We start from the raw sequence: 26,348 nt of genomic DNA on the forward strand, positions 1-26,348 counted from the left end.
CTGATTGTTCAACTGTAGTTGAGTCGTAGGAATTCCCATATAAAAAGGGTTACAGCATGTGCTGCAACCCTCTTCTCTACGACCGGTTTTCAAACCTCGAGTTGTACGACCAACTCGTGTACAGGTTCTTACTCAGTCTTCAAACTCTTCTACAACGTCTTCGATTGCTTCGTCGACGAGCTCATCATCAACGTCGTTGTTCTGCGACTGCTTCAGGTACACAGTCACATAACGATGTGGCTCTTCACCGTGCGAACGGGACTTCAGACCCTCATCGCGCACAACATCGTGAATAACCTTGCGCTCGAACGAGTTCATAGGCTTCAGATCCACTGGTTCACCAGTCTCCTGAACCTCGTCAACAGCATCAAGTGCCATATCGCGCAGCTGCTGGCGCTTACGCTTCAGGTAGCCATCAACGTCCACAATCAGGTGCGAACGCTCGCCCGTCTCCTGCTGCACAGCCAAACGCGTCAGCTGCTGCAGAGCATCAACAACTTCACCATTACGACCAATCAGATGCTTAATATCGACGTCATCGTCAGCAACAATCTGAATCATTGGACGGCCATTACGGATGCCCAGCTCAATATCGCCTTCGTAATCTGCAATATCCAAGAGCCCCTCGAGGTAATCTGCAGCAATATCAGCCTCTTCGTTCAGCTGCTCCAGAGTACGTTCCTCGTCCTGTGCCATAAGAAAACTCCTTGGTCCTTACCCAAGCCTTACACAACCAAGCTCCAAGTGTAGAACAATGGCTCTATTAGGTCATTATCAATTTCACAAACTTCGAACTTCTGACCTCTATCATAAGGGGCACTTGGCGTTATGCGGTACTAGCAGAAATAAAAAGAGCAAAAACAACGTAATGCTGCAGGCCCAAATCAGCAGAGCAACGCAAGCGAAAGATCAACTCAGCAGCAGTGAGCCGAAGTAATCAACGCAGTACCAGCACACCAAATACAAAAACCGGTAACGCATAAACGTTACCGGTTTACTGTACAGCTTGAAGTGACGTCAGTGAGTGACGTCAGAACCGCTCTATATCAACGCTTCTTGCGGTTCTTGCGCTTTGGCTGCTCACGCTGGTAACCAGTCGTCAGACGATCAACTTCAGCCTGCTTAGCGCGCTCCAGCTCTTCTTCCTCGAGCGAGAGACGGCCATCCTTAGCACGGGCTTCGTTTTCACGATCGTGATCACGCTTTTCCTTAGCTTCTGCAGCTGGCGAGCCTGGCGTTGGGAACTCGTGCACCTGCCACACCGAACGCAGCAAGTTGCAGATGTTGTTCGTCAGCCAGTACACAAGCACTGCGAAAGGCATTGCAATACCGGAGAAGATGTACATGATTGGGAAGCCCCAGAGCATGAACTTCTGCATCGTTTGCGTCTGCTTCGTCATAGAAGCAGCTGGCGTATTGCGCTTCATCGTGTAGAGCTGCATGAACCACAAGCAGAAGCACATGGCGGCCACGAACAGGCCGATCACCACGCGGCCCGAAGTCGTCGTCGTTGGATCCGAGAACCTCGTCTGCAGACTAATGCCGAAGAAGTGCGTATCAACGAACTGCTGAGCCGTTGGCTGGTCAAAAGCACCCAGTGGAGCGTGCTTACCGTTGGCAATGTAAGGAATAACCGACAGCACGTAGAACATGCACATGAACACAGGGCCCTGAATCAGCATTGGCAAGCAGGAGCCAGCTGGGTTCACGTTGTTGTCCTGATACAGCTTCATCATTTCACGCTGCATAGCGTCTTTACTAGCTGGATCGTTCTTGCCCTTGTACTTGTTCTGAATCTTCAGCATCTTTGGCTGAATGGCCTGCATGCGGCGCATCGACTTCATCTGCTTATAGAACAGAGGGAAAACGCAGCACTGCACCACAATCACAAGGAAGATAATGGCCAGCACCCAAGAAGCACCAACTTCAGGAGCGCCAAGCAACGTCACGAATTTGTGGAACAGGTTCATGATCCAGGTCATGAGCCACTCAATTGGAGTTAACAGCTTATACAGCCAACCCCAAAAACCACCATCAAGTAAGAAGTCTTGGTTGTTCATATGGTCCTTACGTATGTAAAAGGCTTTGGGCCAATTCAGGCACCAGCACCGCGATCGTCGTTGACGTGGGTTTTGCTGTCTTCGACGGTGAAGTCTGTAAAGTATATAGGCTCTTCGTGGGCTTTCGACCAGTGGAACCGATAAAACGGTGAGAATCGTTGCGGCACATCATCTACGCCACCGCGACTCCAAGGACGGCATCGCAGCAGTCTCAGTACAGCTAACAGTCCCCCTCGTAGCGCACCGAACCGTTCAATTGCCCGAATTGCGTAGTTAGAACACGATGGGTAGTAACGACAACAGGGCGGGGTGGTCGCTGAGATGCGGCGCTGATACCAGCGCACACCTCGGACCATCACCCGCCCTGCTAATGAAGTCACCTATGTTCCTGCTCCTGCAGATCACGATTCACGTGTTTTGCCACAGATTCAAACAGTCGGTGGACCTGTGAGTCCAGCGATTGGAATGAGGCGCGAGCAGCGCTCGGCTTGGCGCGCATGACGACGTCGCATCCCAACGGGAGCACGTCTTCGTACGTCCGGGCCAATACGCGGAAACGCCGTTTAACTGCATTGCGCACAACAGCATGTCCAACCGCTTTGGATACGGCCAGCCCGAGTCTTGGCTGCAATGGTGCGTCAAGCGACGGCGAGGTGTCCGTATTGTCGACTGAACGTAGGCGATAATGCACTACTAAGTCGTGCGAGGATACCTTGCGACGTTGCTTGAGTACTGCAACAAACTCTTGATGGCTTCTGAGCCGTTCCAATTCGCGCTTCGCCGAGTCTAGTGAATCAGGCAGCCAGGGACTTGCGGCCCTTGGCGCGACGACGGTTAATCAGAGCGCGGCCTGCACGCGTGCGCATACGTGCACGGAAGCCGTGCTTCATGTGACGGCGACGGTTGTTAGGCTGGAATGTCCTCTTCATAATCATGCTCCCGGTTAGTTTTAGCCATGCTTACGCACGGCTCCTCATGAGTCAGTCTCTGCTAAATTACTCTCACCCCTACCCGAAATCAATTCGGACACTCATTTTCTGAGGTTCGTAGAACGTTTCTCACTCCCCTATATATTGCAGTTTCTTCAGGCAGCTGGCCCAAGTTCCGCTATTTTGTGTTGATTTTGTGCTGTTTTACTCCTTATTTCTCTTATAAGGGCATAGAGCAGTCAGTTTCGTCGTCTCCACTGCGTAACTAAGGCGCGATTGCTTCGTAAAGAACTGCAGAAATAAAAAAGAGAATAAAAATCAGACTAAGAAACAAGGAAACGCGACATACTCCCCCAACACTCCTGGGGCGAAACCAGAAATTTTTTCACGGTGGATTTCTTAAAGAAAAGATATCCCCAAAAATTGTTGAAAACTCGGCTTTCTCTCCACAGAGTTATCCCCAAACTACATTTGTGTTATTCACAAATGCAATGTTTTCTAGCAACTTTACTGTGGATAACTTCCGCGGGTGGGTGTAAATATAGGCTGATAGGTTTTTCAGAGCACGTCGATATCCGGCACGTATCGAAACGACCTGGATCACTTCGACCAATACGCGTTGGCCATAATTTCAACGCAGCACACGACTTAATTAAATCGTTGTACTAAAACCAACAAGCGTTGCAAAATCGCCAATTTTGCCGGTTTTGTGATGCCTGTTACGGAGAAGAGAACCAAAAGGAATATTGACCATGGGTACAACCATTACCCCTACGGATCAGGCCGCCCAGGTCTGGTCGAACGCGCTCTTGCTGATTCGGCAGAATAAGGGGTTAACAGCGCGTCAGAAGGGTTGGCTTGAAGGCGTCATTCCTGAAGCAATTTATGGCACAACAATGGTGCTGTGCGTTGATAATGCTTCTACTCTGCAAATTATGCAGACTGAGCTCATGCATCCACTGCTTGAGGCACTCACGCTTGCAAATGGCGGCGTAACACTGTTCCCAGCGTTCAAACTGCTGCCAGAAGAAGACAAGAAGTCAACGAATCCTTCGTCGGCTCCTGTCGCCGCAGCAGAACCTGAAGAACCAGCTGAGCCAGCAGCTCCGGCAACTCCTGGAGCACCTGCTGCTCCTGTTGCTTCGGCTACTTCGGCTGCTGCTAGCGCAATGCCTACTGCTGAGCCAAAGTTTGGTGAAGCTGCTCCGGCAAGCCTGCCAACAGAACCAGCTGTTGCAGCAACGCTGCCAATGACTGATGTTCCTGTAACGCCAGTAATGCCAGCTGCTCAGCCAATGGTTCCACAGGCCGCTATGCCAACTGCTGCAATGCCTGCTGCTATGCCTACAGCTGTTCCTATGCAGCCAGCACCAGCAATGGCACAGCCAGCTATGCCTGAGTACAGCTCGGTTACGCAGGGTCAGCTGCCTATTCCTACGAATATGCCTGAACAGCATATTCAGCGCGGTACTTCGCAGCCTCAGCTCGATCCAGATACGCATTTAAATAAGAACGCTACGTTCGATAACTTCGTGCCTGGTGACTCGAACCAGTTCGCCCGTACGGTGGCTCTGGCTGTTGCTGAGGGTTCTGGCCGCGATTACAACCCACTTTGTATTTATGGTGGCTCTGGCCTTGGTAAGACGCACTTGCTGAACGCTATTGGCAACTATGCATTGGTTAAGGATCCTTCGCTCAAGGTTCGTTACGTGACGACCGAGGAGTTCACAAACGAATTTATTGAGTCGATTCGCCCTGAAGGCTCGGATGCCAAGCCAATGAGCGAGTTCAACCATCGTTATCGTTCGGTTGATGTGCTGCTCATTGACGATATTCAGTTCTTGAGTGGTAAGTCGCAGACGATGGAGCAGTTCTTCCATACGTTTAATACGCTGCAGCAGGCGAATAAGCGCATTGTTATTGCTTCTGATGTGGCTCCTAAGAAGCTGAAGGACTTCGAGGACCGTCTGATTTCGCGCTTCGAATCGGGCCTCGTCGTCGATGTGAAGCCACCAAAGCTTGAAACTCGTATTGCAATTCTGCGCATGATGGCTGAAACGAATGGCGTTACGGTGCCACGGGACGTGCTCGATATGATCGCTGAGCACTGCACCGAGAACATTCGTCAGCTCGAAGGCGCTTTGACTCGTGTTACGGCCCAGGCAACGCTGAATAGCCAGCCAATTACAAGGGCTCTGGCCGAACAGGTGCTCAAGGATTACAACACAAACGTTGAAGTGAAGCCAACCGACATTATGGGCCAGGTTGCCAAGTACTTCCACTTGACGTTTGATGATCTCGTTGGCCGTTCTCGTACGAAGAATGTGGCTCTGGCACGCCAAATTGCTATGTATTTGACGCGTGAAATGACGAGTATGTCGCTCGTTGATATTGGCCAGGTCTTCGGCGGCCGCGATCACACGACGGTTATGCATAACTGCGATCGCATTTCTAGCGAGATGGGCTCTAAGCAGGAGATTTACAACTACGTTATGGAGCTCACGGTCCGTCTGAAGCAGCCAACAGGCGAGTGAGCAGTAGGGAAGTAGGGCAGTAGAGCAGAAGCTCAGCGATGTAGCTCAGATATGCGTAAATCAGAGCTATCGCGAACGAGCCACGGCTCAATGTTGCTAGGCCTAACATCTATCCGTTCTAGGGCTCTTTATGTGCCATATGGTCGGGTATCCGACAGATCTGCACATAAAGGGCCCTTCTGCGTGCAGAATCCTCATATATCCGACGAAATGGCACATAAAGACTGAAAAATCAACGTTTTTACCCCTTTACGTGCAGCCTCGTCGGGTAACCGACGAAATGGCATTCCAAGGTGCTGTTGACGTGCGAATTCGTCAGGTATCTGAGCACATTGCACACGAAAAATGAAATATTAAAAATTCGCATCCGAAAAATGGAGAGAAACGTGGAAAATTCGCATGTTTTTGCGAGGTGCATAACTATTTTTCGAAGTTTCCACAGCCCTTTCGAGAGATACCCCCGACACGCCGTTTTTGGGGACAATTTTTACGAAAGTTATCCACACGGTTATCCACTACACTACACAATTGGCCGCAAAAGTCGGTGGATAACCCACAATTTAGCCGTGTATAAGACGTGGATGATTTTGCACCGAATGTGGATAACTCGAGGTCCGACGAACAGCTGTGGATAAGTGGGGTATTTATGCACATTCTTTCCACGTCACTATCCACAGCCTCAAATTGTGGATAAGTCAATCGTTTCAATAGTTTTCGACATCTATCCACTTATCCACAGTGCTTATAACTATGATGACTACTCTCTCTTACGTATCATCGTCAAAATCATCAGCGTTCCGACTTCGAACGCACCTGACAGCGAACTACGCAACCGACTAGAATGGCCTTACGCACCGAGAGTTCAGCTACAGCACTGAGCTTCGAGCATTGAGCATGAGACATTTACGCCAGAATCGAGGAATGCATGAAAGTTGAAGTTAACTCCACGTCACTTGCCGAAGCAGCGGCTTGGACTACGCGTGTTATCGATTCACGTCCAAGTTCGCCTATTCTCGCTGGCGTAAAGCTTGAAGCAAAGGATGGTGCGCTGTTCCTTTCGGCTTTTAACTACGAAATTTCAGCTCGAGACCGCATTGAAGCCGGTGTTGATGAGCCAGGTTCCGTAGTTGTGCTCGGTAAGCTCTTAACCGACATTTCTAAGATGCTTCCTAACGAGAAGACGTATCTCGCGACTGAGGGTTCTACGCTGCGTATTACGAGCGGCAAGTCCACGTTCACTATGCAGCTCATGCCAACTGATGAGTACCCAGATATGCCTCAGCTGCCATCTCGCTTGGGTCAGGTTGACGCAGAAACGTTCTCTCAGGCCGTTTCCCAGGCTGCTGTGGCCGTTTCGCACGATGGCACCCGCCAGGTACTGACCGCAATTCGCGTGCAGTGCAAGGGCGATCACGTCACGTTGAGCTCGACCGATCGTTACCGTCTGTCCCGCGCGCAGTTCAGCTGGACTCCAGACGATGACAGCGTTGATGCAACGGCTCTGATCCGTGGTACGCACATGCGCGATATTTCTCGTTCTCTTGACGAACACCAGAACGTCATCATTGACTTTGATCCAGCAAACCCAACGATTATGGGCATTGAGAACGCTGGTCGTATTTCTACGGTTCAGCTCATTGACGGCGAATTCCCTGCTGTAGATCGCCTCTATGCTGACGAATATCCAATTCATGCTGTGCTGTCTCGTCAGGCTCTGATTGACGCTATTAAGCGCGTCTCGCTCGTTGCTGGTCGTAACGAACCAATCCGTATGGTGTTCACGGGCGAAGAAGTCACGCTCGCAGCTGGCGTTGTTGATGAGTCTCAGGCAAACGAAATCCTCGATGTGGACCTCGATGGCGAAGATATTACGGTTGCATTCAACCCTAACTATCTGATTGAAGGCATTAGCGCTATTACTGAGCCATATGTGCGCATGAAGATGACTACGGCTGTGAAGCCTGTTGAGTTCGACGGCCAGCAGGAAGAAGATAGCGATGAATCGATGGATTACCGCTACCTGCTCGTCCCAATGCGTTACAACAGCTGATGCGCATTTCCAAGCTAGCGCTTGATCATTTCCGCTCCTGGTCTGAAGTCGTACTCGACTTTGGCCCAGGAGTCACGATTTTGCAAGGCCATAATGGCTTAGGCAAAACGAATATTGTAGAAGCCATTGAAGTGCTTTCTACGGGCGTCTCACACCGCACTTCGAGCTCTTTACCACTGGTTCAGCGAGGCCAAAAAGCTGCAACAATTCGCGCCAATGCCGAACATAGCGACCGTACGGTGACTTATGAGCTGACGATCCGTGCTAAGGGCGCTAATCGTGCTCGTATTAACGGTGGTCCATCGCTGTATATGCGCGAAGTAGTGGGCCAAGTACCGAGCGTGATGTTCTCGCCAAACGATCAGCGACTCGTTTCTGGCGACCCAGCTGCTCGCCGTCGTTTCCTCGATCAGGCGGCGTCCCAGCTCATGCCTGGCTACTCGCGTGTACTGCAAGATTTCCAGCATGTAGGCCGTCAGCGTGCGGCCCTCTTGAAGTCACTGGGAAGTACTGAATTTATTGATAATTCGGCCCGTGACGCCGCTCTTGCAGGGCTTGAAGTATGGACTGGTCAGTTCATTCAGATCGGTTTGCAGCTCACGCAAGCCCGCCGCAAGCTCATTGAACGTCTGCATGATCCGTTTACGACGATTTATACGCAGCTCGCTGGCTCGAGTGAGCACGTTGAGCTTGTTTACGAGCCAAGTTTCGACGAGATTTTTGTTGAGAGCGACCCAGCTGCCGCTATTAGCCGCCATTTCCAGCGTTTGTACGCAGGGGAGACGGCCCGTGGCGTTAATTTAATCGGTCCGCAGCGCGACGACTTTGTGGTGCAGCTCAACGGTATGGATGCGCGTGAGTTCGCTTCCAACGGCGAGATGTGGACGATTTCTCTGGCACTGAAGATGGCATTAGTGAGCCTCTTGACTGAGTCCCACGGCTATAGCCCAATTGTGATTCTTGATGATGTGTTCGCACAGCTTGACGAGTCGCGTAGGAGCCAAATTCTGGCGTTCGCAGCGCAGCAGGAACAAGTCATTATGACTGTGGCAGCAGCGTCTGATGTGCCAGAAATTGGAGATCTTCCAGTCACGATTATTGATGTAGAAGCGCTTGCTCATAAGCAACTGGAAGCACAGCAGATGCTTGAGCAGCAGCTTGCGCAAGTCAAAACAGCAGTACAGCTATCGTCAAAGAACAGTACTGAGCAAGCTTCTGCAAAAGCACAAGATGCGACAGCACAAACTGCATCTGTGACAGTGCAAGAGACATCTGTAACAACGCAAGACGCATCTGCAACCGTGCACGATGCCGTTGAAGGTACTCAGGTTCCTCTTGGACCGCATAAAGGGGAGTAGCTATGGCCCAAGCTCCTGTTCATGTGACATTGCATTTAGATGAGCGCAAACTGCCAGCGCAGGTTTTTGAGCATTTGAGTCATCGTGCTGGCATTTTGGCTGATCGTCAGGCTCGTAATAAGCAGTCTGTTGAAGACTTTGGCAAGCCAGGTCGTGACCCTTCCTCATTCACTGGTGTGCTTGGTGCTATTGCTGAAGTAAATGGCTGGATTCCTTATATGAAGCAGGCCCAATTACGCATGGATTGGGCTTCTGTTGTTGGCGAACAGAATGCGCAGCATACGTGGGTTCAGGGCTACGCGGACGGCGTCCTTTATATAGGCGTCGAGTCACCTGTTTGGGCCACAACTATGCAGTTTTTGCTGCCGCAGCTGCGTCAAATCGTGCCTCAGAAGCTCGAAGGGCTTGAAATTCGCGATATTCGTATTTCTGGTAACCAGCAGCAAACACGACGCGGAAAAGCACATCCAAGGCGGTATCCAGGACGCCGCTATAACGCGCATGATCGTAAGCGTGCGTAGGGCTTAGGACGTCCCTAGAGACTAGTAGACTACCTGTCTTAGTAGAGCAACGCTATGAAGGCCTTTTACTCGTGTTCTAGAGGCTATGCCTCTTCAAAAAAGCTTTCTTAGCGAAGAAATCACAGAAAGGAATCTCTGTGGCAGATCTTGCATCCGATTCGCTCGGTGAATCGAACGAGACAGCCGATGCTGCGTCCCTGACGAGCGAAGTTTCCGCTGCTGAAACGACTGATGAGTCTATGCAGACAGCACAACTTGATGACACACTTGCTCCAGACCATTACGACGCCTCTGATTTGCGCGTGCTTGAGGGCCTGGAAGCAGTGCGTATTCGTCCTGGTATGTACATCGGTTCGACTGGCCCACGTGGTTTGCACCACTTGGTCTATGAGATCGTCGACAACTCTGTTGATGAGGCTCTGGCCGGTTACGCATCGCATATTGAAGTGACGATTCTTCCTGACAACGGCATTCGCGTTGTTGATGATGGTCGTGGTATTCCAGTCGACGAAGTGCCTGGCGAAGGTATTTCTGGCGTGGAAACCGTTATGACGAAGCTGCACGCAGGCGGTAAGTTCGGTGGCGGCGGTTACGCCGTTTCCGGTGGTCTGCACGGCGTCGGTATTTCGGTTGTGAACGCACTGTCTACGCGCGTTGACGTTGAAGTGCGTCGTCAGGGCTATGTGTGGACGCAGACCTACATTAACCAGCGTCCAACGGCTCCTCTGAAGCGTGGCCGTGCTATGGAGCCAGGTGAGTCCACGGGTACGTCCGTAACGTTCTGGCCAGACGGCAAGATCTTCGAGACGACTGTGTATGACTTCGAGACGCTGCGTAGCCGCTTCCAGCAGATGGCCTTCTTGAACAAGGGTCTGAAGATCTCGCTGACCGACGAACGTGAAGAAGACCGTGCAGGCGACGAAGTTGCAGGTGAGCAGGATTCCGATAAGCCGGAACACCGCACTGTGACCTACCAGTACATGAACGGCATTAAGGACTACGTCGAGTTCCTCGTCAAGTCTCGTAAGGCAACGCCTGTTGAGCCAGACGTTATTGATTTCGAGGCAGAAGATCTGAACCTCGGTATCTCCGCTGAAATTGCAATGCAGTGGACGACGTCGTACTCCGAGTCCGTGCACACGTTCGCTAACACGATTTCGACGACTGAAGGCGGTACGCACGAAGAAGGCTTCCGTACTGCTCTGACTTCGCTGATTAACAAGTACGCTCGCGAGAAGAACATCCTGAAGGATAAGGATGACAACCTCTCCGGTGATGACGTGCGTGAAGGCCTGACCGCAGTTATTTCGGTTAAGCTGACGAACCCTCAGTTCGAAGGCCAGACGAAGACGAAGCTCGGTAACTCCGAGGCTCGTGCCTTCGTGATCCGCGTGATGAACGACAAGCTCAACGATTGGGCTGACTCGCATCCTTCTGACATGAAGAACATCATTCAGAAGGCAATGGAAGCTTCGCGCGCTCGTTTGGCTGCAAAGAAGGCTCGTGAAAACACTCGTCGTAAGTCGATTTTCGAGTCCGCAGGCATGCCAGACAAGCTTAAGGATTGCCAGTCGAACGATCCAGCCGAGTGCGAGCTGTTCATCGTCGAGGGTGATTCTGCAGGTGGCTCCGCAATTCAGGGTCGTAACCCAATTACGCAGGCAATCCTGCCACTGCGAGGCAAGATTCTGAACACTGAGCGTGCAAGCCTTGACCGCATGATGAAGTCCGACACTATTGAGTCGCTGATCACTGCTGTTGGTGGCGGCTATGGTGAGAGCTTCGATCTCGACAAGGTGCGCTACCACAAGGTCATCATTATGGCTGATGCTGATGTGGATGGTGCTCACATTGCAACGCTGAACTTGACGCTGTTCTTCCGTTACATGCGTCCAATGATTACTGCTGGTTACGTGTACGTGGCAATGCCACCTCTGTACCGACTCAAGTGGACCAAGGGTCCTCACGACTTCGTGTATACCGATGCTGAGCGTGATCGCGTGCTCGCAGAAGGTAAGGCTAACGGCCGCCAGCTGCCAAAGGGCGAAGGCATCCAGCGTTACAAGGGTCTGGGTGAGATGAGCTATCAGGAACTGTGGGAGACCACTATGGATCCTGAGCACCGCATCCTCAAGCAGGTGCGTATTGAAGACGCTATGCAGGCTGATGAGACGTTCTCCATGCTTATGGGCGATGAAGTTGAGCCTCGTCGTCTGTTCATCCAGCGCAACGCACATAACGCTAAGTGGATTGACGCCTGATTGCATGTTGTTCTACGCATCGCGGTGATGACCTGCGGTACAACCGCGATGCGTGGTGTGCAGTAATTCATAAAACTTTTGAAATTCCGTCCCAATAACGGGACGGAGAATGAATGAAGGAAAACAAGTGGCAGACGAACCTCAGAACAATAACGGGCTCGATGATCAGAACCTGCCCGACGGCTCGATGGAGCCGCTGAGCCCTCAGGAAGCCGACAACACTGATTACGGTCTGATGACGGGCGAGCGTATTCAGCCTGTGGACCTGCAGGTGGAGATGCGTGAATCGTATCTGTCGTATGCACTGTCGGTCATCGTTGAGCGTGCATTGCCAGATGTGCGCGATGGTATGAAGCCAGTGCACCGTCGTGTGGTCTACGCAATGTACGACGGCGGCTACCGCCCAGATCGCGGTTACAACAAGTGCTCGCGCGTTGTTGGTGACGTTATGGGTAAGTACCACCCACACGGCGACTCGGCAATTTATGACACGCTCGTGCGTATGGCACAGTCGTGGTCGATGCGTTACCTGCTCGTGGATGGTCAGGGTAACTTCGGTTCCCCAGGTGATGATCCTGCAGCAGCAATGCGTTACACCGAATGCCGTATGGCTCCAATGGCCATGGAAATGGTGCGCGACATCGACAAGGACACGGTCGACTTCGTGCCTAACTACGACGGCAAGACGCAGGAGCCAACCGTGCTGCCTGCTCGCTTCCCGAACCTGCTCGTTAACGGTTCTTCGGGTATTGCAGTCGGTATGGCTACGAACATTCCTCCTCACAACCTGCGTGAGGTGGCTGACGGCGTGCACTGGGCTCTGGATCACCCAGATGCTAGCTGCGAGGAGCTGCTTGAGGCTCTGATCGAGCGCATTAAGGGACCTGATTTCCCAACTGGCGCAACGATTCTGGGCCACAAGGGTATTGAACAGGCTTACCGCACGGGCCGTGGTCTGATCACGATGCGTGCAGTTGTTAACACCGAAGAAATCAATGGCCGTATGTGCCTCGTCGTTACTGAGCTGCCTTACCAGGTCAACCCAGATCGCCTCGTTGTTTCGATTCGTGAGGCTGTGCGCGACGGCAAGATTCAGGGCATTGCTGATATGCGCGATGAGACGTCGGGCCGTACGGGCCAGCGCCTCGTGCTCGTGCTCAAGCGCGATGCTGTGCCGAAGGTTGTGCTCAACAACCTGTACAAGCACTCGCAGCTGCAGCAGACGTTCGGCGCTAACATGCTCGCCCTCGTTGACGGTGTTCCACGTACGCTGAGCCTCGATGCCTTTATCCGTCATTGGGTTGCACACCAGATTGACGTGGTGGCACGTCGTACGGCTTACCTGAAGCGTGAAGCTGAAGAGCGCGATCACATTCTGCAGGGCTACTTGAAGGCCCTCGACATGATCGACGAAGTTGTGGCTTTGATCCGTAGCTCCCGCGATGCTGATGCAGCACGTACGGGCTTGATGGATCTGCTCGGCGTAGACGAAGTGCAGGCAGACGCCATTCTGGCTATGCAGCTGCGTCGTCTGGCTGCTCTTGAACGCCAGAAGATTCTGGATGAGCACAACGAACTGATGCGTCGTATTGCCGATTACGAAGACATCCTGGCTCGCCCAGAACGCCAGCGTAAGATCGTCGGCGACGAAATGGACGAGATTGTGGCTCGTTACGGCGATGAGCGTCGTACGCGCATCCTGCCTTACTCGGGTGAGATGAACGTCGAAGACCTGATCGCTGAAGAGAACGTTGTTGTGACTGTGACGCACGCCGGTTACATTAAGCGCACGAAGGCTGACGAATACCGTGCTCAGCACCGCGGCGGCAAGGGCATTAAGGGCGCTAAGCTGCGCGAAGATGATGTCGTTGATCACTTCTTCCTGACGAGCACGCACAACTGGCTGCTGTTCTTCACTGATAAGGGTCGCGTCTACCGTCTGAAGGCTTATGAGCTGCCTGAGGGTTCGCGTGATTCGAAGGGCCAGCACGTTGCTAACCTGCTGCAGTTCGCACCAGATGAGCATATTCAGGCTGTGCTGTCGATTCCTAACTACGAAGTGGCTGATTATCTGGTGCTCGCTACGAAGTCGGGCAAGGTTAAGAAGACTCGTCTGAGCGAATACGATTCGCCACGTCAGGGCGGCCTGATTGCAGTGCGCCTGATGACCGACGAAGACGGCGAAACTGATGAGCTGATCGGTGCAAACCTGTGCAACGAGTCCGACGACATTGTGCTCGTCTCTCGCCAGGGCATGAGCCTGAAGTTCAAGGCTGATAACGATCAGCTGCGTCCTATGGGCCGCCAGACCGCAGGTGTGCAGGGCATGAAGTTCCGCGATGGCGATTCGCTGCTGTCGATGGACGTTGTGCCAGACGAGTCCGATAAGGACCTGCTCGTCGTGACGAACGAAGGCTTCGCAAAGCGTACGGCTATTAGCGAGTACCGTCTGCAGGGTCGTAACGGCTACGGTGTGAAGGCACTGCAGCTCGTTGAAGGCCGTGGCGAGCTCGTTGGCGCTGTGGTTGTTGATGAAGCTGACCAGGTGCTGGCCATTATGAAGTCCGGTAAGGTTATTCGTTCGAACGTCAACGAAGTCAACCGTACGGGTCGTACGACGCAGGGCGTCACGCTTGCTAAGCCAGATAAGGGCGATGAGATTATTTCTATCGCTCGTAACGCTGAGCAAGAAGAAGACGAAGACGAGAACACCGAAAACGGTACTGAGAACTCGGAAAACGGTGCAGCAGAGAACACTGCAGCAACCGCAGAAGAGACCGTAACCGTTGAGAACGGTGAAGGTGCTTCGTCCGAAAAGCCAGCTGAAGAGGCCTGATTACCACCAGTCACGTGAGCAGTAATTGTTTCACGTGACTGTGTATTTACGAATCACGTGAAACGCATGGGAAACCGTGTGTTTCACGTGTTTTCCTTATGTACTCCAATTCAGTACTCATATTTTTCCAAGCAAATTCAAGTACATTGCACTAATCCTGTGATCCATCTCACGGGCACCAAGGAGCAAAAGTGTTACTCGATTCGATTAATTCGCCTGCCGATCTGAAGAAGATCCCAGAAGAACAGCTCGATGCACTGGCAGAAGAGATTCGCCAGGTGCTCATTACGAAGCTCGCAGCCCACGGCGGCCACGTTGGTCCAAATCTGGGCACGGTTGAGCTTGAAATCGCTTTGCACTATGTGTTTGATTCGCCAACCGACCGCATTGTGTTTGATGTGAGCCACCAGAGCTACACGCACAAGATTCTGACGGGCCGTCGCGAAGCCTTCACCGATCCTTCGAAGTACAACGAGGATTCGGGCTTCACGAACCCAGACGAAAGCGTGCACGACTGGTTCAACATTGGCCACACGTCTACGTCGCTGTCGCTGGGCGCTGGTCTGGCTCGCGCTCGTGACATTGCAGGCGATCACTACAACGTTATTAACGTTATTGGTGATGGCTCGATGTCTGGCGGCGAAGCATATGAAGGCTTCGACGTTATTGGCGAAATGGGTACGAACTTCATCACGATTTTCAACGACAATGGCATGTCCATTGCAGAAAACCACGGTGGTATTTACAAGAATTTTGCTGCTCTTCGCGAGGGCAATGGCAAGGCTGATACGAACCTGTTCACGGCTATGGGCTTTGACTACCGCTTTGTGCGCGAAGGCAACAACGTGCACGAGCTCATTAAGGCCCTGCGCGAGCTCAAGGACATCGATCACCCAGTCGTGCTGCACATTGTGACCGAGAAGGGACTTGGCTACGCACCAGCCATGCTGCACAAGGAACACTGGCACTGGCAGAAGCCATTCGATGAGTCGACTGGTCTAACCATTCATCACCACGAGCTGCTGCCAGGTGAGAAGTTTGAAAGCTGGAGCTCAGTTACGGGCGATTGGCTTATGAACAAGATCAAGACGGATCCTCGTTTTGTGGCGCTGACGTCGGCAACGCCAGATGTGCTGCACTTCGATGAGCAGCGTCGCAAGGAAGCCGGCCTGCACTATGTAGACGTTGGCATTGCTGAAGAAACGGCAGTGGCTATGGCTTCTGGCCTCGCTAAGAACGGCGCTATTCCTGTCTACGCTTTCGAAGGCACGTTCGTTCAGCGCGCTTACGACCAGATCATTCAGGATCTGTGCATTAACAGCAACCCAGCTGTGCTGCTTGACTTCGAATCTGGTGCTTATGGCATGAACGATGTGACGCACCTGAGCTTCCACGACATCGTGATGATGGGCAACATTCCAAATCTCGTGTACTTGGCTCCAACCACGAAGCAAGAGTATTTGGCAATGCTTGAGTGGGCTACGACGCAGCGTGAACGTCCAGTGGCTATTCGCGTTCCTGCCACGCGCATTGTTGAAGGCGAAGAAGATACGACCGATTACAACGAGCTCAACAAGTTCGACATGGTCCGTAAGGGCAAGGACGTTGCCATTATTGGCGTTGGTGACTTCTACAAGCTTGGTGAGCAGGTTGCTGATCAGTTGCATGAGCAGTTCGGTCTCGACGCTACGTTGATCAACCCGAAGTTCATCTCTGATATTGATGAATCAATGCTTGAGCAACTTACCAACGATCATCGTCTTGTGGTTACACTTGAAGACGGCCAGTTGCAGGGTGGCTTTGGTGAGCACGTTGCACGCTTCCTCGGTCCAACCGATGTGCGTGTGCGCAGCTATGGTCTCGAGCGTCGTTTCGTAGACCGTTACAACCCAGCAGAACTGCTTGAAGCTAACCGCCTGACTGTGCCACAGATCACTGAGGATATTCAGGCGCTGCTTTCGCTGTGATATGCGCAAGTCAGCTAGCCGAGTGAACTTGTAGTACTAGGGGAGCGGCGCTGCTAGGCTCGTTCCCAGCAGTATGTTCCAAGGAGCCAGTATGAGCGACAATCTGAGCAATCCAATGCCAGGATCGGCTAATGCGCACGGTCCTCGCGTGGCACGTTCGGCAACGAACCAGCCTTTGATTGCGGACCACGACCGTCCAAACGAGAACAAGCCTGTGCGCCCTGTGCAGCGCTGGAAGAAGCCGCGCGCACGTCGTATGAACCTGTCGTTGACGCGCGTCGACGCTTGGTCTGTGGCCAAAGTAACGTTCCTGCTGGCTTTGGCTGGCGCTCTGATCAAGATCGTTGCAGTGCTGGTGCTCTGGACGATTCTGAAGATCGCAGGTGTGTTCGATCAGCTGACGACGATGGTTTCGTCCGCAGGCCTCGATGCTGGCGGCATTAACCTCGCTAACGTGCTGTCACTGCCTACCGTGCTTGGTGGCGTGACGCTGTTCTCGATCGTTGAGATGGTGCTGATCACCATTGTGGTGTCGATTTTCGCACTGCTGTACAACGTGGTGTGCGCTCTCGTTGGTGGCGTGCATATTACGCTCGGCGACGACTGATTCGTCCAACAAAGACTTCAAGAGCTCGGCTTCGTGCCGGGCTCTTTTTGTTTGGATTATTACTATTTCTGCTAATACGAATTAGGTTTCTTGTGCTACACCATGCTGAACCGTGCTGTAGAGCATGCTGTGTAACACGATTTGAGCTGTTCTGCCATAGCGATGATTCTTCCCATGACGATAGGCTGGTGCTGTGATCGCATATCTGGGGATGTTCAGCAGCTCATTCATTTTGGCCATTGTGTTATGGCCTGTTATGTCGTTGATTTTGACGCTGCCAATTTTGGCCATCAGTTATCATCGCAACCATACGTTGAGCTGGAGCGCCTCAATAACGGCTTATCTTTCAGTGTTATATCCCTTAGGTTTATTGGCATTCACGCTGTATCCAATGCCAGATGATCCAGTGCAATTCTGTGCAACGCATCACTTCGGTCCGCAGCTTGATCTGTGGCTGTTTATTCCGCAGATTCTGCATGGCGGCTTGTCTGATATTTTGCAGCTGCTGCTCAATGTGATCTTCTTTATGCCACTGGGCTTCATGCTGCAACGTTGGGCTAAATGGCCTTGGTGGATCTCGTTTATTTTTGCATTCGGATGCTCACTGTTTATTGAAACCTCGCAGCTCACGGGCTTCTGGGGCGTATACCCATGTGCCTATAGGCATTTTGACGTTGACGATATGCTGACGAATACCACGGGCGCCATTGTGGGCTATGGTATTGGCGCTATTTATACGCATTTTGTGCCACAGCATGCCAAGCGCGTAGTGGGCACAGTCAAGCTGCCAGGTATTGTGCATCGCGTCGTTAGCTTTGCCCTTGATTTGTTCTTGACATTGCTGATGTATTTCACGCTGTCTGTGGGCTGGATGTGGCTATTCGTACATACAGTGATGCCGCTTGAAGATGGCACGTTTATATTCCTGCATATGCATGTGGGCATTGACCTGATGCAGGCTGGCGTATGGGTGTGCGGCATTGTGCCATTTGTGCTGTTCGAGCTGCTGATTCCATTGGCAAATAAGGGCCAAACCTTAGGCGGCATGTATACGCATATGACGATTGAAACGCGAGTTCGCCATGGCTGGCAGCGTGCGCTGTTCTATGCCGTGCGCACGCTGGTTTTGGGCGTTATGTTCATGATGATTATCTCGTTTAACTCGCTGGTGTGGTGGTTCTTCGCCATCCTGCTCGTGTTCTGGATAATCGCTCACCGCATGCCTTGGGATCTGTTGCCAGCCACGCAGCCGAAACGGCCAGATATGACTGTGATCAGTGCATAGCGAGCACAGTCATAAATATTGCAATTAAGTGGCATACGTAACCACCCACGGTGCCGAGATGGAAGATCTCGTGATAGCCGAACCAACCTGGGAATGGGTTCGGCTTACGCAGTGCGAAGCAGACGGCGCCGGCAATATAGCAGCCGCCACCACAGATCAACAGAATCGTTGGAACTGGGCCGATAAATGGGCACGTCCAGAACATCCAGATGATCGTGAACGGTGCCAAGCCGAGCACGCAGTAAATAATCGTGAATAGCCAATCCAAGCCGTCTGGCCAAATCAGATGCGCAACCATACCCACAATGGCCATAAACCAGACCACACCAAGGTAAACCCAGCGCACCGCAACGTTTTGCAGAGCGAATAGGAACGGCGTATTCGTACCCGCAATAATTAAGAAAATATTCGTGTAATCGAGTCGCACCAAAATGTTGTCGACTTTCGGCACGAAATAGCCGTGGCCCAGATGCAGTGTGGCGCTGACGCCGAACAGCAGCATGGCTGTTGCGCCGTAAATGCTGACGGCAACCTTCATATCGCCATTAGGTGCCAAGCAAATCAGCACAATGGATGCAGCAACGCACAGTGGGAACGTCACGGCATGAATCCAACCGCGCAGCTTTGGCTTTTCATTGAGCATGCGCAGCATCGTGCGACGCAGCTTAATATCTTGCGTGCGCTTGTGTTGCACGCGCAGCTGGGATGCCGTCAACGTGTGCGGGCGACGATCCTGCTGAGAAATAGGACGCTTATGAAACTCTGACATGCCAATAAGCATAGAACTGCAGACTGGTGCGAAACTCAACGCATTCCCCGCCGCGAAAAAACAAACGCCCGGCCGCACAACCTGTGCAAACCGGGCGTTTATTAACGCTTATTGAGCAAGCTCAATATCTAAAGATTGAATACCTCAGATAATGCCCTGAGCAACCATAGCGTCAGCCACCTTGATGAAGCCAGCGATGTTAGCGCCCTGCATGAGGTCGCCTTCATGGCCGTACTTCTTAGCTGCTGCGAGCGAGTTAGCCACGATCGACTCCATAATGCCCTTGAGACGAGCATCAACTTCGTCGAACGTCCAGCCGAGGCGGATCGAGTTCTGGCTCATTTCGAGACCGGAAACAGCCACACCACCTGCGTTTGCAGCCTTTGCTGGGCCGTACAGCACGTTGTTCGACTTGTAGACCTCAATAGCTTCTGGCGTCGAAGGCATGTTCGAGCCTTCGCAGACCACGGTGCAGCCATTGTCGATCAGCATCTGAGCTTCGTTACCGTTGATCTCGTTCTGCGTAGCGCAAGGCAGAGCAATATCGCACTTGACGCTCCAGACGCCGCGGCAACCCTCGTGGTACGTAGCGCTTGGCACGCGCTCTGCGTACTCAGAAACACGACCACGCTTGTTGAGCTTGATGTCCTTGAGAACCTCGAGATCAATGCCGTTAGGATCAACGACGTAACCGTTCGAATCGGAAGCCGTGATGACCTTAGCACCGAGCTGCGTAGCCTTCTCAATGGCGAAAATAGCCACGTTACCCGAGCCGGACACAACAACAGTCTTGCCCTTGAACGAATCGTGACGCAGCACGCGCAGTGCTTCCTGCGTGTAGTAGCACAGGCCGTAACCCGTTGCCTCAGTACGCGTCAGCGAGCCACCGAACTCAAGGCCCTTGCCCGTGAGTACTCCGGAGAACTCGTTGCGCAGGCGCTTGTACTGGCCAAACAGGTAGCCGATTTCGCGTGCACCAACGTTAATATCGCCAGCAGGAACATCGGTGAACTGACCGATGTGACGCTGCAGCTCAGTCATGAACGACTGGCAGAAGCGCATGACTTCAGCATCCGAACGACCCTTAGGGTTGAAGTCAGAACCGCCCTTACCGCCGCCCATTGGCAGACCCGTCAGCGAGTTCTTGAAAATCTGTTCGAAGCCGAGGAACTTAATAACAGCCTCGGTAACGGTTGGGTGGAATCGCAGACCGCCCTTGTATGGGCCGATTGCCGAGTTGAACTGCACGCGGTAGCCGCGGTTGACCTGAACGTGGCCTTCATCATCAACCCATGGAACGCGGAACTTCACTACGCGTTCTGGCTCAACGAGACGCTCGAGCACGCCTGATGCCTCGTACTGTGGGTGATCCTTGAACACAGGTTCAATAGTTTCGAAGACTTCGCGCACGGCCTGCAGGAACTCTTCCTGGTCGCCGTCACGCTGTTCAACCTGAGCGTATACGCGCTTCACATACTCATCGGTGAGCATCTGCTTCCTTTCCGTGTTGAGTTGACACAAACACCGCTATTGTAAGGGGGTCTTCAGTCGGGCTGAAAGAACCTTCCTCTATTCGAACAACGGCTATGTCTGTTTTATTTCTGTTCAGCTTTGCCTGAACACTTCTGATTTACTGTTGCGAAACCGCGGCTTCCACTGATTTTGCAAGCATTTCTTGACGTGCCGCAGCCATGCGACGATGGCATGCTAAGAAGATAATCCATGCCAATGGCAGTGTCAGCAAGAACATTGGATATAGCCAACGCGTTGGCAGTGAACCAAACAGTACACCACCAAGCATTGGGCCTAAGCACATACTCAAATCAATGGCTGCATAATACGTCGTATTGGCCATGCCAGAGCGGCTTTTGCCAGCAATAACAACGGCTTCAGCCTGAGTAACCGAGCTCATAATGCCATAGGAGAAGGCCGTCATAATAGCGGCAACAATGAGCAGAATGTCGTTCTGCATAAACGTCAAAGCAAGCAGCATAGCGGCTGTGCCAAAGGTGCCAATAACTAAGAAGAAGCGGAACGACTTGGTATCGAACCAGTTGCGCATCACAATACGCAGAATGAATACCGCGAATGCATAGACCAAGAAGAACAAGCTTGGACTTGCATTCAAATGCAAAGCATTGCAGTAATTCACGAGGAATGACTGGTTAGCGAAGTAGCCCAAACCAAACAGCATAAAAATGCCGGCAATAGGAAGCACACGCACTTCAAACAGATGATTGAAGAGCTCCCTAAAGCTCTTATGTGAGGTAGTGGTTGCTGGCTGAGTAGTGCTGGTGTTGCTTGTGCGGGAATCAGAAGAAGCATCTGCTGGCGCAGCAATCTCAGCGTCCAGAACAGGATCCGGCACCTCTTGAGTGGCTAATACTGGCTCGGCACTGCGCTGTTTTTTGAGCGCGAGCGGAAGACCAGAATCTTTGACGAGCAGAACAGCAACAACCGTACCCAAGCACAACACAGCAGCCACGGCAAACGAAATGCGGTATCCGAAATATCGCGAGACCAGAATGCCTGTACCCGGGCCAACAGCTTGACTAATAGCGTTAACAGTGCCATACAAACCCATGCCGGCACCCATACGCGAAAGCGGCAGCAGCATACTGAGCCACGTAGCCATACAGACGGAAATACAAGCAAAACCAATGCCGTTCACAATGCGGGCGAGCAACAGGCTGACGTCGTTTGGCGCGAGAGCATACCAGGCGTCGGAAATCAGGAACAGCGCTGCGCCAGAGCAAGCCAGAATGCGCTTACTCGTGCGGTCGGCAAGATTGCCTGCAATTGGTCGGCAGAATAAGGCGACTGCACTCATAATGGCGGAAATCAGACCCATCATGACGCCGGAAGCGCCCATTGAGCCTGCGAAACTTGCAATAATCGGGTTGCCCACCATGGCAGCCGACATATAACAGAAGGTGGCCGTCAAAATGAGTAGAACGTCACGCGTGAGTAGACGTTCTTGCTTGGCAGTAGGGGTTTTGTGCTGTTGTTTCATCGTCTCAAAGTATAGGCAGAGCGCGAGTAATGGCCGTTCTCGATACGCATGAAGCACAGCGCAGTGTGGAAATGAAAACGAGACTCTATACGTCAAAAAGATGACGAAAAATCGCTTGTACGCTACCGATGGAGACACGGGTTTTGAGCGAGTTCGGTATCCTTATATGTATTGCGGACACGAACGTCTCAAGCGGTGAACCTGAGCGGATGTGAACGTGCAATGGCGTTGTTCCCACACGGTGCTCAACGGTGACATGTGCTGATGACGCAACGGCTTTGCAGACAATGCAAAGCAAGGGATTGAGGAGAACATTATGTTAGACGGGTTCAAGAAGTTTATTTCTCGCGGCAACATGGTTGATATGGCCGTCGGTATTGTTATGGGCGGTGCTGTCACTGCAATCGTGACCTCGATTGTTGATGGCGTTATTAACCCACTCGTGGCAGCTATTTTCGGCCAGCCAAACATGGATAACGTTGCTGCAATCAACCTTGGTCACGGCAATATTCTGTCGTTCGGCAAGGTGCTCACTGCAGTGATCAACTTCCTGCTGATCGCTATTGCAGTGTACTTCTGCATTCTGGTTCCAATTAACAAGCTGCGCGATCTGACTGAGAAGGCTATGGCCAAGGTCAAGGGTGGCGAAGAAGTGGCTGAAGAAGAGCCACAGCTGAGCCCAGAAGAGCAGACTGTTGTGCTGCTGCAGCAGATTCGCGATTCGCTCGCTAAGGAAGATGCAGCTGCGCCAACTGATCAGACGAAATGATTGAACAGTAGCTACTGAATACTGAGTATGGTTCGGTAGTTACTTGATATCGCGCTGTGTTATACAGCGTAAAGCCCCGCCACGTGCGGGGCTTTTTTATATGCCTTTGGAGTTTGTATGCCTTCGTGTTTGTATGCGCTGGCGTTCTGATATGCGTTGTAGCGGCCATGATCACATCGCAAGAAGAATATGACCAAATCATGTGGGAGTAGCCGTTTCTTTGTTAGAGTGGCAACAGTGATATACCCCCGTCATGTGACGGGATGGGTGAAATAACGGCTTTGCAGCTCTTTGCAAAAGCTGGTCAGAACAAAGTAGTTCTGCGAAGAAAACCCTAGCAATGATGATGGGGCAATTGTCACTTAAGAACAGAGAAAGAGAGATGGATCATGACTTCTGAGAACAATGGCATGCCTCCAGTGAATGAGCCTGATACGCCAACGGGCGTTCCACCAGCAGGAACTCCACCAGTAGAAACTCCTCCAATGGGTGATGCACCAACGGAGAAAGTGCCAACGGGTCCTGCACCAACAGGCCCAATGCCAACGGGACCAACATCAAGCGGACCAGCCTCAAATGGGCCAGCTCCTATGGGATCGTATCCAGGTGGTACAAGCGGACCAGGCGCTGCTCCTATGGGACCACCGCCAACGGTATATGGCGGACCAGGTGCCGTACCACCAAATACGCCTAATCCAGCGCCTCCTCAGCAGAAGTCTGCTCTTGCTCTGGCCGGTTTGATTATTGGCGCTGTGGCGCTCGCCCTCTGCTGGATTCCAGTAGTGAATGTTTTTGCCATTATTCTGGCGTTGGTCGGCTTAGCTCTAGCAATTGTTGGCATTGTGGTAACGGTTAAGGGCAAGCGCGCAGGCAAGGTATTAGCTATTGTTGGTGCCTCACTTTCGGCTGCAGCACTGATTGCCTCGATTGTTGTGGATGTACTTGTTGTGAGTACAGCAAGCAAGGTCGTTACCGATCTTGAAAGCGCAGATACGTCTGATGTCATCGATGGTCTGAAGCAACTTGATGATGAGGTGAAAGGTGATGACAAATCATCTGGTCACAAGTTCAACGGTGAGGGACAGCTTGCCAAAGCATACGTCAATATAACGAAAGCGGAAACAGGTTATAAGGATTATGACGATAAGCCAGTAATCATTGTGACCTACGAGTGGAAGAACACGTCTGATGACGACATGGTGTTCTCTACTGCAGTTACAGCAAAAGCATTCCAGAATGGAACAGAGCTGAGTACTGCAGTTCTTGGAGACAAGAAGCCAGAAGGTTATGATGCCATGGCTTCCCTTAAAGAGCTGAAGCCAGGTGCTACAAGCACGGTTATGGAAGCTTATGAGCTCGATGACACCACATCAGATGTTGTTGTGGAATGTGAGAGCTGGCTCTCTTGGAACAACCATGACACGGTAGAGCAGGTGTTCTCGATTAAGTAATACAACAATGCATTCTTAAATCCTTTGTACATACACAAAAGCCCAGTTTCTTCGATATGAAGAGCTGGGCTTTTGCTTGTATGAAGACAAATATTGAGGTGGCTGAAGCACCGAATAAACGTCGCAATTTTTCTCAATTGGTTCCAATTACAGGGCAGTGAGCACAATATCAATTGAGAAAGAAGGATATTTATGACTTTTCCTAACGGAAGTATGCCTCTAGGTGACGGTCCAGATTCAGAGAAGAGCGCTCCAGTCCAGACTCCAATGCCACAAACGTCACAGCAGAACTCAACTCCTCAGCAGGCTGCAGCTCCGCAGCAGGAATCTGCTACGCAATCCGTTAAGAAATCGAAGTCAGCGCTCGCTATTGTTGGACTCATACTTGGTGCGGTTGGACTGGCTCTGAGCTGGATTCCAGTAATTAATCTGATCGGTGTCGCCTAAGCTTTAGCTGGTCTCACGCTGTCCATCATCGGACTCGTCGTAGTAGTAAGAGGCACTAAGACTGGTAAAGCGCTAGCAATTGTAGGCGCATCCCTTTCTGTCGCAGCATTAGTAATTGCCATTGTTGCAGAAGCTACAGCAGTTATCGCAAGTAATGAGAAGCTCGGTAATGGTCCTAGCTTCCAGTTGGAAAACACATTGCACATTAACGACGATGGTGCACACTTAGGCGAATTCGAACTCGGAAAAGCCTATGTGTATTTCGAAGAAGTGACCGTCGACCCAAGTAGTCTTCTTGATCCAGAGCATCCTCAGCCGAATGATGAAGTGTATTTCAATATGATCTGGCAAAACAATGCGACGACAAAAGCATCGTTTGACGACATGGTAGAAACAAGAGTTCTGCAGGATGGTCAACAACTTACGTTAATTGACGATGTTCATTCCGGGCCTGCAGATTACGAAGTAGAGCCAGGTAAGGTTGGCGGAATTGTGGAGCTGTATCCATTAGTGAATAACGAGTCTGATGTGACATTGCAATTTATTAGTAAGCAACCTAGCTCAATGGGCCGTATGGTCGAGCAGGTTATTTCTATTAAGCACTGACGCTTAAGTAATACATCAGCAGAAAGTATCACGCTAGATTACGTAACAGCCTGTATTAGGCAAGGAAGTAACGCAGTTATATGACGTCCGCCAATCAAACTTCAGTACAACAACCAGTACAACAGTCAAAGCGAGCAAAAGTACTCGCAATTATTGGATGCATTGCCAGTATCCTGTGCCTCGCAATATGTTGGATTCGCATTCCAGTAATTAATGGTATTGCCATTATTGTGGCGCTTATTAGTTTGATAGTGTCATTCCTCGCTATTGCCTCAATGGCACGAGTAGCACAAGGGATTCATGTATTTGCGATTGTAGGAGCTGCATTCTCCGCTGTAGCATTGCTAATTTCTTTATCAGTTGATGCAGTGGCGGTACTGAATAACAGGAGTATCTACGAGAAACAACAGCAGCTTGCTAACACCTATAAGGATGAAGCACAGCTCAAATATGCGTATATCAAGCTTGATGGAATTACCATTACCAAGCAAGATGGCCAGAAGCCCACACTTCATGTAGAGGTGACGTGGAAGAACACTTCAGAGGGCGATGGAAGCATAGATAAGGTCACAAAAATCAATGCTTTCCAGAATGGAAAAGTACTGTATGGCGGTACATACCAGCATTACGGAACCTTTAAAGAAGTAAAAACAGGTCAATGGCGTACTGATGATGTGACCTATGTGCTTGACGACACATCCTCGGACGTCACCGTTATCTGTGCGGACACTCCTGAACCAATACCTCACCAGCACAGGCTCATGCGTAAATTCTCCGTACAAACTGGCAAACCATTAGATTGATCCTTCATTCCATTGCTCATGCCCAGCTTCTTAGCAAGAGGAGCTGGGCTGTGCTTTATAAAAATAAGAAGTTCGTTTTTGC

General features: G+C 51.5%; 22 protein-coding genes and 1 pseudogene. 14 read left to right on the forward strand and 9 right to left on the reverse strand.

Going from position 1 to position 26,348, the window contains the following annotated elements:
• Nucleotides 1–132: 132 nt before the first annotated feature.
• The 5 genes from D2E26_RS06820 to rpmH form a co-directional block, all read right to left on the reverse strand.
• Nucleotides 133–696, reverse strand: a complete 564-nt coding sequence (locus D2E26_RS06820) for a Jag family protein (RefSeq protein WP_125963975.1) — start codon at nt 694–696, stop codon at nt 133–135.
• Nucleotides 697–1,046: 350 nt separating this feature from the next.
• Nucleotides 1,047–2,060, reverse strand: a complete 1,014-nt coding sequence (gene yidC, locus D2E26_RS06825; protein WP_125963976.1) for a membrane protein insertase YidC — start codon at nt 2,058–2,060, stop codon at nt 1,047–1,049.
• 35 nt (nt 2,061–2,095) lie between these two features.
• Nucleotides 2,096–2,416: a membrane protein insertion efficiency factor YidD gene (yidD, locus tag D2E26_RS06830; protein ID WP_125964047.1), complete on the reverse strand. Its 321-nt coding sequence runs from the start codon at nt 2,414–2,416 to the stop codon at nt 2,096–2,098.
• A 20-nt stretch (nt 2,417–2,436) separates the two neighbouring features.
• Nucleotides 2,437–2,829, reverse strand: coding sequence for a ribonuclease P protein component (gene rnpA, locus D2E26_RS06835; RefSeq protein ID WP_125963977.1), 393 nt, complete (start codon nt 2,827–2,829; stop codon nt 2,437–2,439).
• A 25-nt stretch (nt 2,830–2,854) separates the two neighbouring features.
• Nucleotides 2,855–2,989 carry a 50S ribosomal protein L34 gene (gene rpmH / locus D2E26_RS06840; protein ID WP_125963978.1) on the reverse strand — a complete coding sequence of 45 codons (135 nt, stop codon included), beginning with the start codon at nt 2,987–2,989 and terminating at the stop codon, nt 2,855–2,857.
• A 752-nt stretch (nt 2,990–3,741) separates the two neighbouring features.
• On the opposite strand from rpmH, the gene dnaA reads away from it, so the two are divergent.
• The 8 genes and pseudogenes from dnaA to D2E26_RS06880 all read left to right on the forward strand — a co-directional run bounded on the left by dnaA (nt 3,742) and on the right by D2E26_RS06880 (nt 17,123).
• Nucleotides 3,742–5,523, forward strand: coding sequence for a chromosomal replication initiator protein DnaA (gene dnaA, locus D2E26_RS06845; RefSeq protein WP_125963979.1), 1,782 nt, complete (start codon nt 3,742–3,744; stop codon nt 5,521–5,523).
• 925 nt (nt 5,524–6,448) lie between these two features.
• Entirely contained in the window at nt 6,449–7,573 is a 1,125-nt protein-coding gene (gene dnaN / locus D2E26_RS06850) for a DNA polymerase III subunit beta (protein ID WP_125963980.1), read from the forward strand.
• Nucleotides 7,573–8,931 carry a DNA replication/repair protein RecF gene (gene recF / locus D2E26_RS06855; RefSeq protein WP_125963981.1) on the forward strand — a complete coding sequence of 453 codons (1,359 nt, stop codon included), beginning with the start codon at nt 7,573–7,575 and terminating at the stop codon, nt 8,929–8,931. The genes dnaN and recF overlap by 1 nt, the downstream gene beginning before the upstream one ends.
• Nucleotides 8,932–8,933: 2 nt before the next feature.
• A complete protein-coding gene (locus tag D2E26_RS06860; protein WP_125963982.1) occupies nt 8,934–9,452 on the forward strand; it encodes a DciA family protein in 519 nt (172 codons plus the stop codon).
• 254 nt (nt 9,453–9,706) lie between these two features.
• A pseudogene (gene gyrB, locus D2E26_RS06865) lies at nt 9,707–11,713 on the forward strand (DNA topoisomerase (ATP-hydrolyzing) subunit B); the annotation flags it as partial.
• A gap of 127 nt (nt 11,714–11,840) precedes the next feature.
• Entirely contained in the window at nt 11,841–14,549 is a 2,709-nt protein-coding gene (gene gyrA / locus D2E26_RS06870; RefSeq protein ID WP_125963984.1) for a DNA gyrase subunit A, read from the forward strand.
• 191 nt (nt 14,550–14,740) lie between these two features.
• Nucleotides 14,741–16,516: a 1-deoxy-D-xylulose-5-phosphate synthase gene (locus D2E26_RS06875; protein WP_125963985.1), complete on the forward strand. Its 1,776-nt coding sequence runs from the start codon at nt 14,741–14,743 to the stop codon at nt 16,514–16,516.
• Nucleotides 16,517–16,607: 91 nt separating this feature from the next.
• Nucleotides 16,608–17,123, forward strand: a complete 516-nt coding sequence (locus tag D2E26_RS06880; RefSeq protein ID WP_125963986.1) for a DUF3566 domain-containing protein — start codon at nt 16,608–16,610, stop codon at nt 17,121–17,123.
• 81 nt (nt 17,124–17,204) lie between these two features.
• On the opposite strand, the gene D2E26_RS07490 is transcribed toward D2E26_RS06880, so the two are convergent.
• Complete coding sequence (locus tag D2E26_RS07490; RefSeq protein WP_164515905.1) at nt 17,205–17,414, reverse strand: hypothetical protein; 210 nt, start codon at nt 17,412–17,414, stop codon at nt 17,205–17,207.
• On the opposite strand from D2E26_RS07490, the gene D2E26_RS06885 reads away from it, so the two are divergent.
• Nucleotides 17,407–18,408, forward strand: a complete 1,002-nt coding sequence (locus D2E26_RS06885; protein WP_241218911.1) for a VanZ family protein — start codon at nt 17,407–17,409, stop codon at nt 18,406–18,408. The genes D2E26_RS07490 and D2E26_RS06885 overlap by 8 nt on opposite strands.
• Here D2E26_RS06885 and trhA read toward each other — a convergent pair.
• The 3 genes from trhA to D2E26_RS06900 all read right to left on the reverse strand — a co-directional run bounded on the left by trhA (nt 18,398) and on the right by D2E26_RS06900 (nt 22,190).
• Entirely contained in the window at nt 18,398–19,177 is a 780-nt protein-coding gene (gene trhA / locus D2E26_RS06890) for a PAQR family membrane homeostasis protein TrhA (RefSeq protein ID WP_125963987.1), read from the reverse strand. The two genes, D2E26_RS06885 and trhA, sit on opposite strands and share 11 nt — an antisense overlap.
• A gap of 144 nt (nt 19,178–19,321) precedes the next feature.
• Nucleotides 19,322–20,668 (reverse strand): NADP-specific glutamate dehydrogenase, encoded by a 1,347-nt coding sequence (gdhA, locus tag D2E26_RS06895; RefSeq protein WP_125964051.1) that lies wholly within the window; start codon nt 20,666–20,668, stop codon nt 19,322–19,324.
• 139 nt (nt 20,669–20,807) lie between these two features.
• Complete coding sequence (locus tag D2E26_RS06900) at nt 20,808–22,190, reverse strand: MFS transporter (protein WP_125963988.1); 1,383 nt, start codon at nt 22,188–22,190, stop codon at nt 20,808–20,810.
• A 316-nt stretch (nt 22,191–22,506) separates the two neighbouring features.
• Here D2E26_RS06900 and mscL point away from each other — a divergent pair, with 316 nt between their 5' ends.
• From mscL to D2E26_RS06925, 5 genes are all read left to right on the forward strand, one after another.
• On the forward strand, nt 22,507–22,959 hold the full coding sequence (gene mscL / locus D2E26_RS06905; RefSeq protein WP_125963989.1) for a large conductance mechanosensitive channel protein MscL: 453 nt from the start codon (nt 22,507–22,509) through the stop codon (nt 22,957–22,959).
• Nucleotides 22,960–23,348: 389 nt separating this feature from the next.
• Nucleotides 23,349–24,410, forward strand: coding sequence for a DUF5067 domain-containing protein (locus D2E26_RS06910; protein WP_125963990.1), 1,062 nt, complete (start codon nt 23,349–23,351; stop codon nt 24,408–24,410).
• Between the two features lie 192 nt (nt 24,411–24,602).
• On the forward strand, nt 24,603–24,857 hold the full coding sequence (locus D2E26_RS06915; protein ID WP_125963991.1) for a hypothetical protein: 255 nt from the start codon (nt 24,603–24,605) through the stop codon (nt 24,855–24,857).
• Between the two features lie 186 nt (nt 24,858–25,043).
• On the forward strand, nt 25,044–25,463 hold the full coding sequence (locus D2E26_RS06920; RefSeq protein WP_164515908.1) for a DUF4352 domain-containing protein: 420 nt from the start codon (nt 25,044–25,046) through the stop codon (nt 25,461–25,463).
• A gap of 80 nt (nt 25,464–25,543) precedes the next feature.
• Nucleotides 25,544–26,266 carry a DUF5067 domain-containing protein gene (locus D2E26_RS06925; RefSeq protein WP_125963994.1) on the forward strand — a complete coding sequence of 241 codons (723 nt, stop codon included), beginning with the start codon at nt 25,544–25,546 and terminating at the stop codon, nt 26,264–26,266.
• The last annotated feature ends 82 nt before the right edge of the window (nt 26,267–26,348 follow it).

It is taken from the genome of Bifidobacterium dolichotidis (assembly GCF_003951975.1).
Classification (GTDB): domain Bacteria; phylum Actinomycetota; class Actinomycetes; order Actinomycetales; family Bifidobacteriaceae; genus Bifidobacterium; species Bifidobacterium dolichotidis.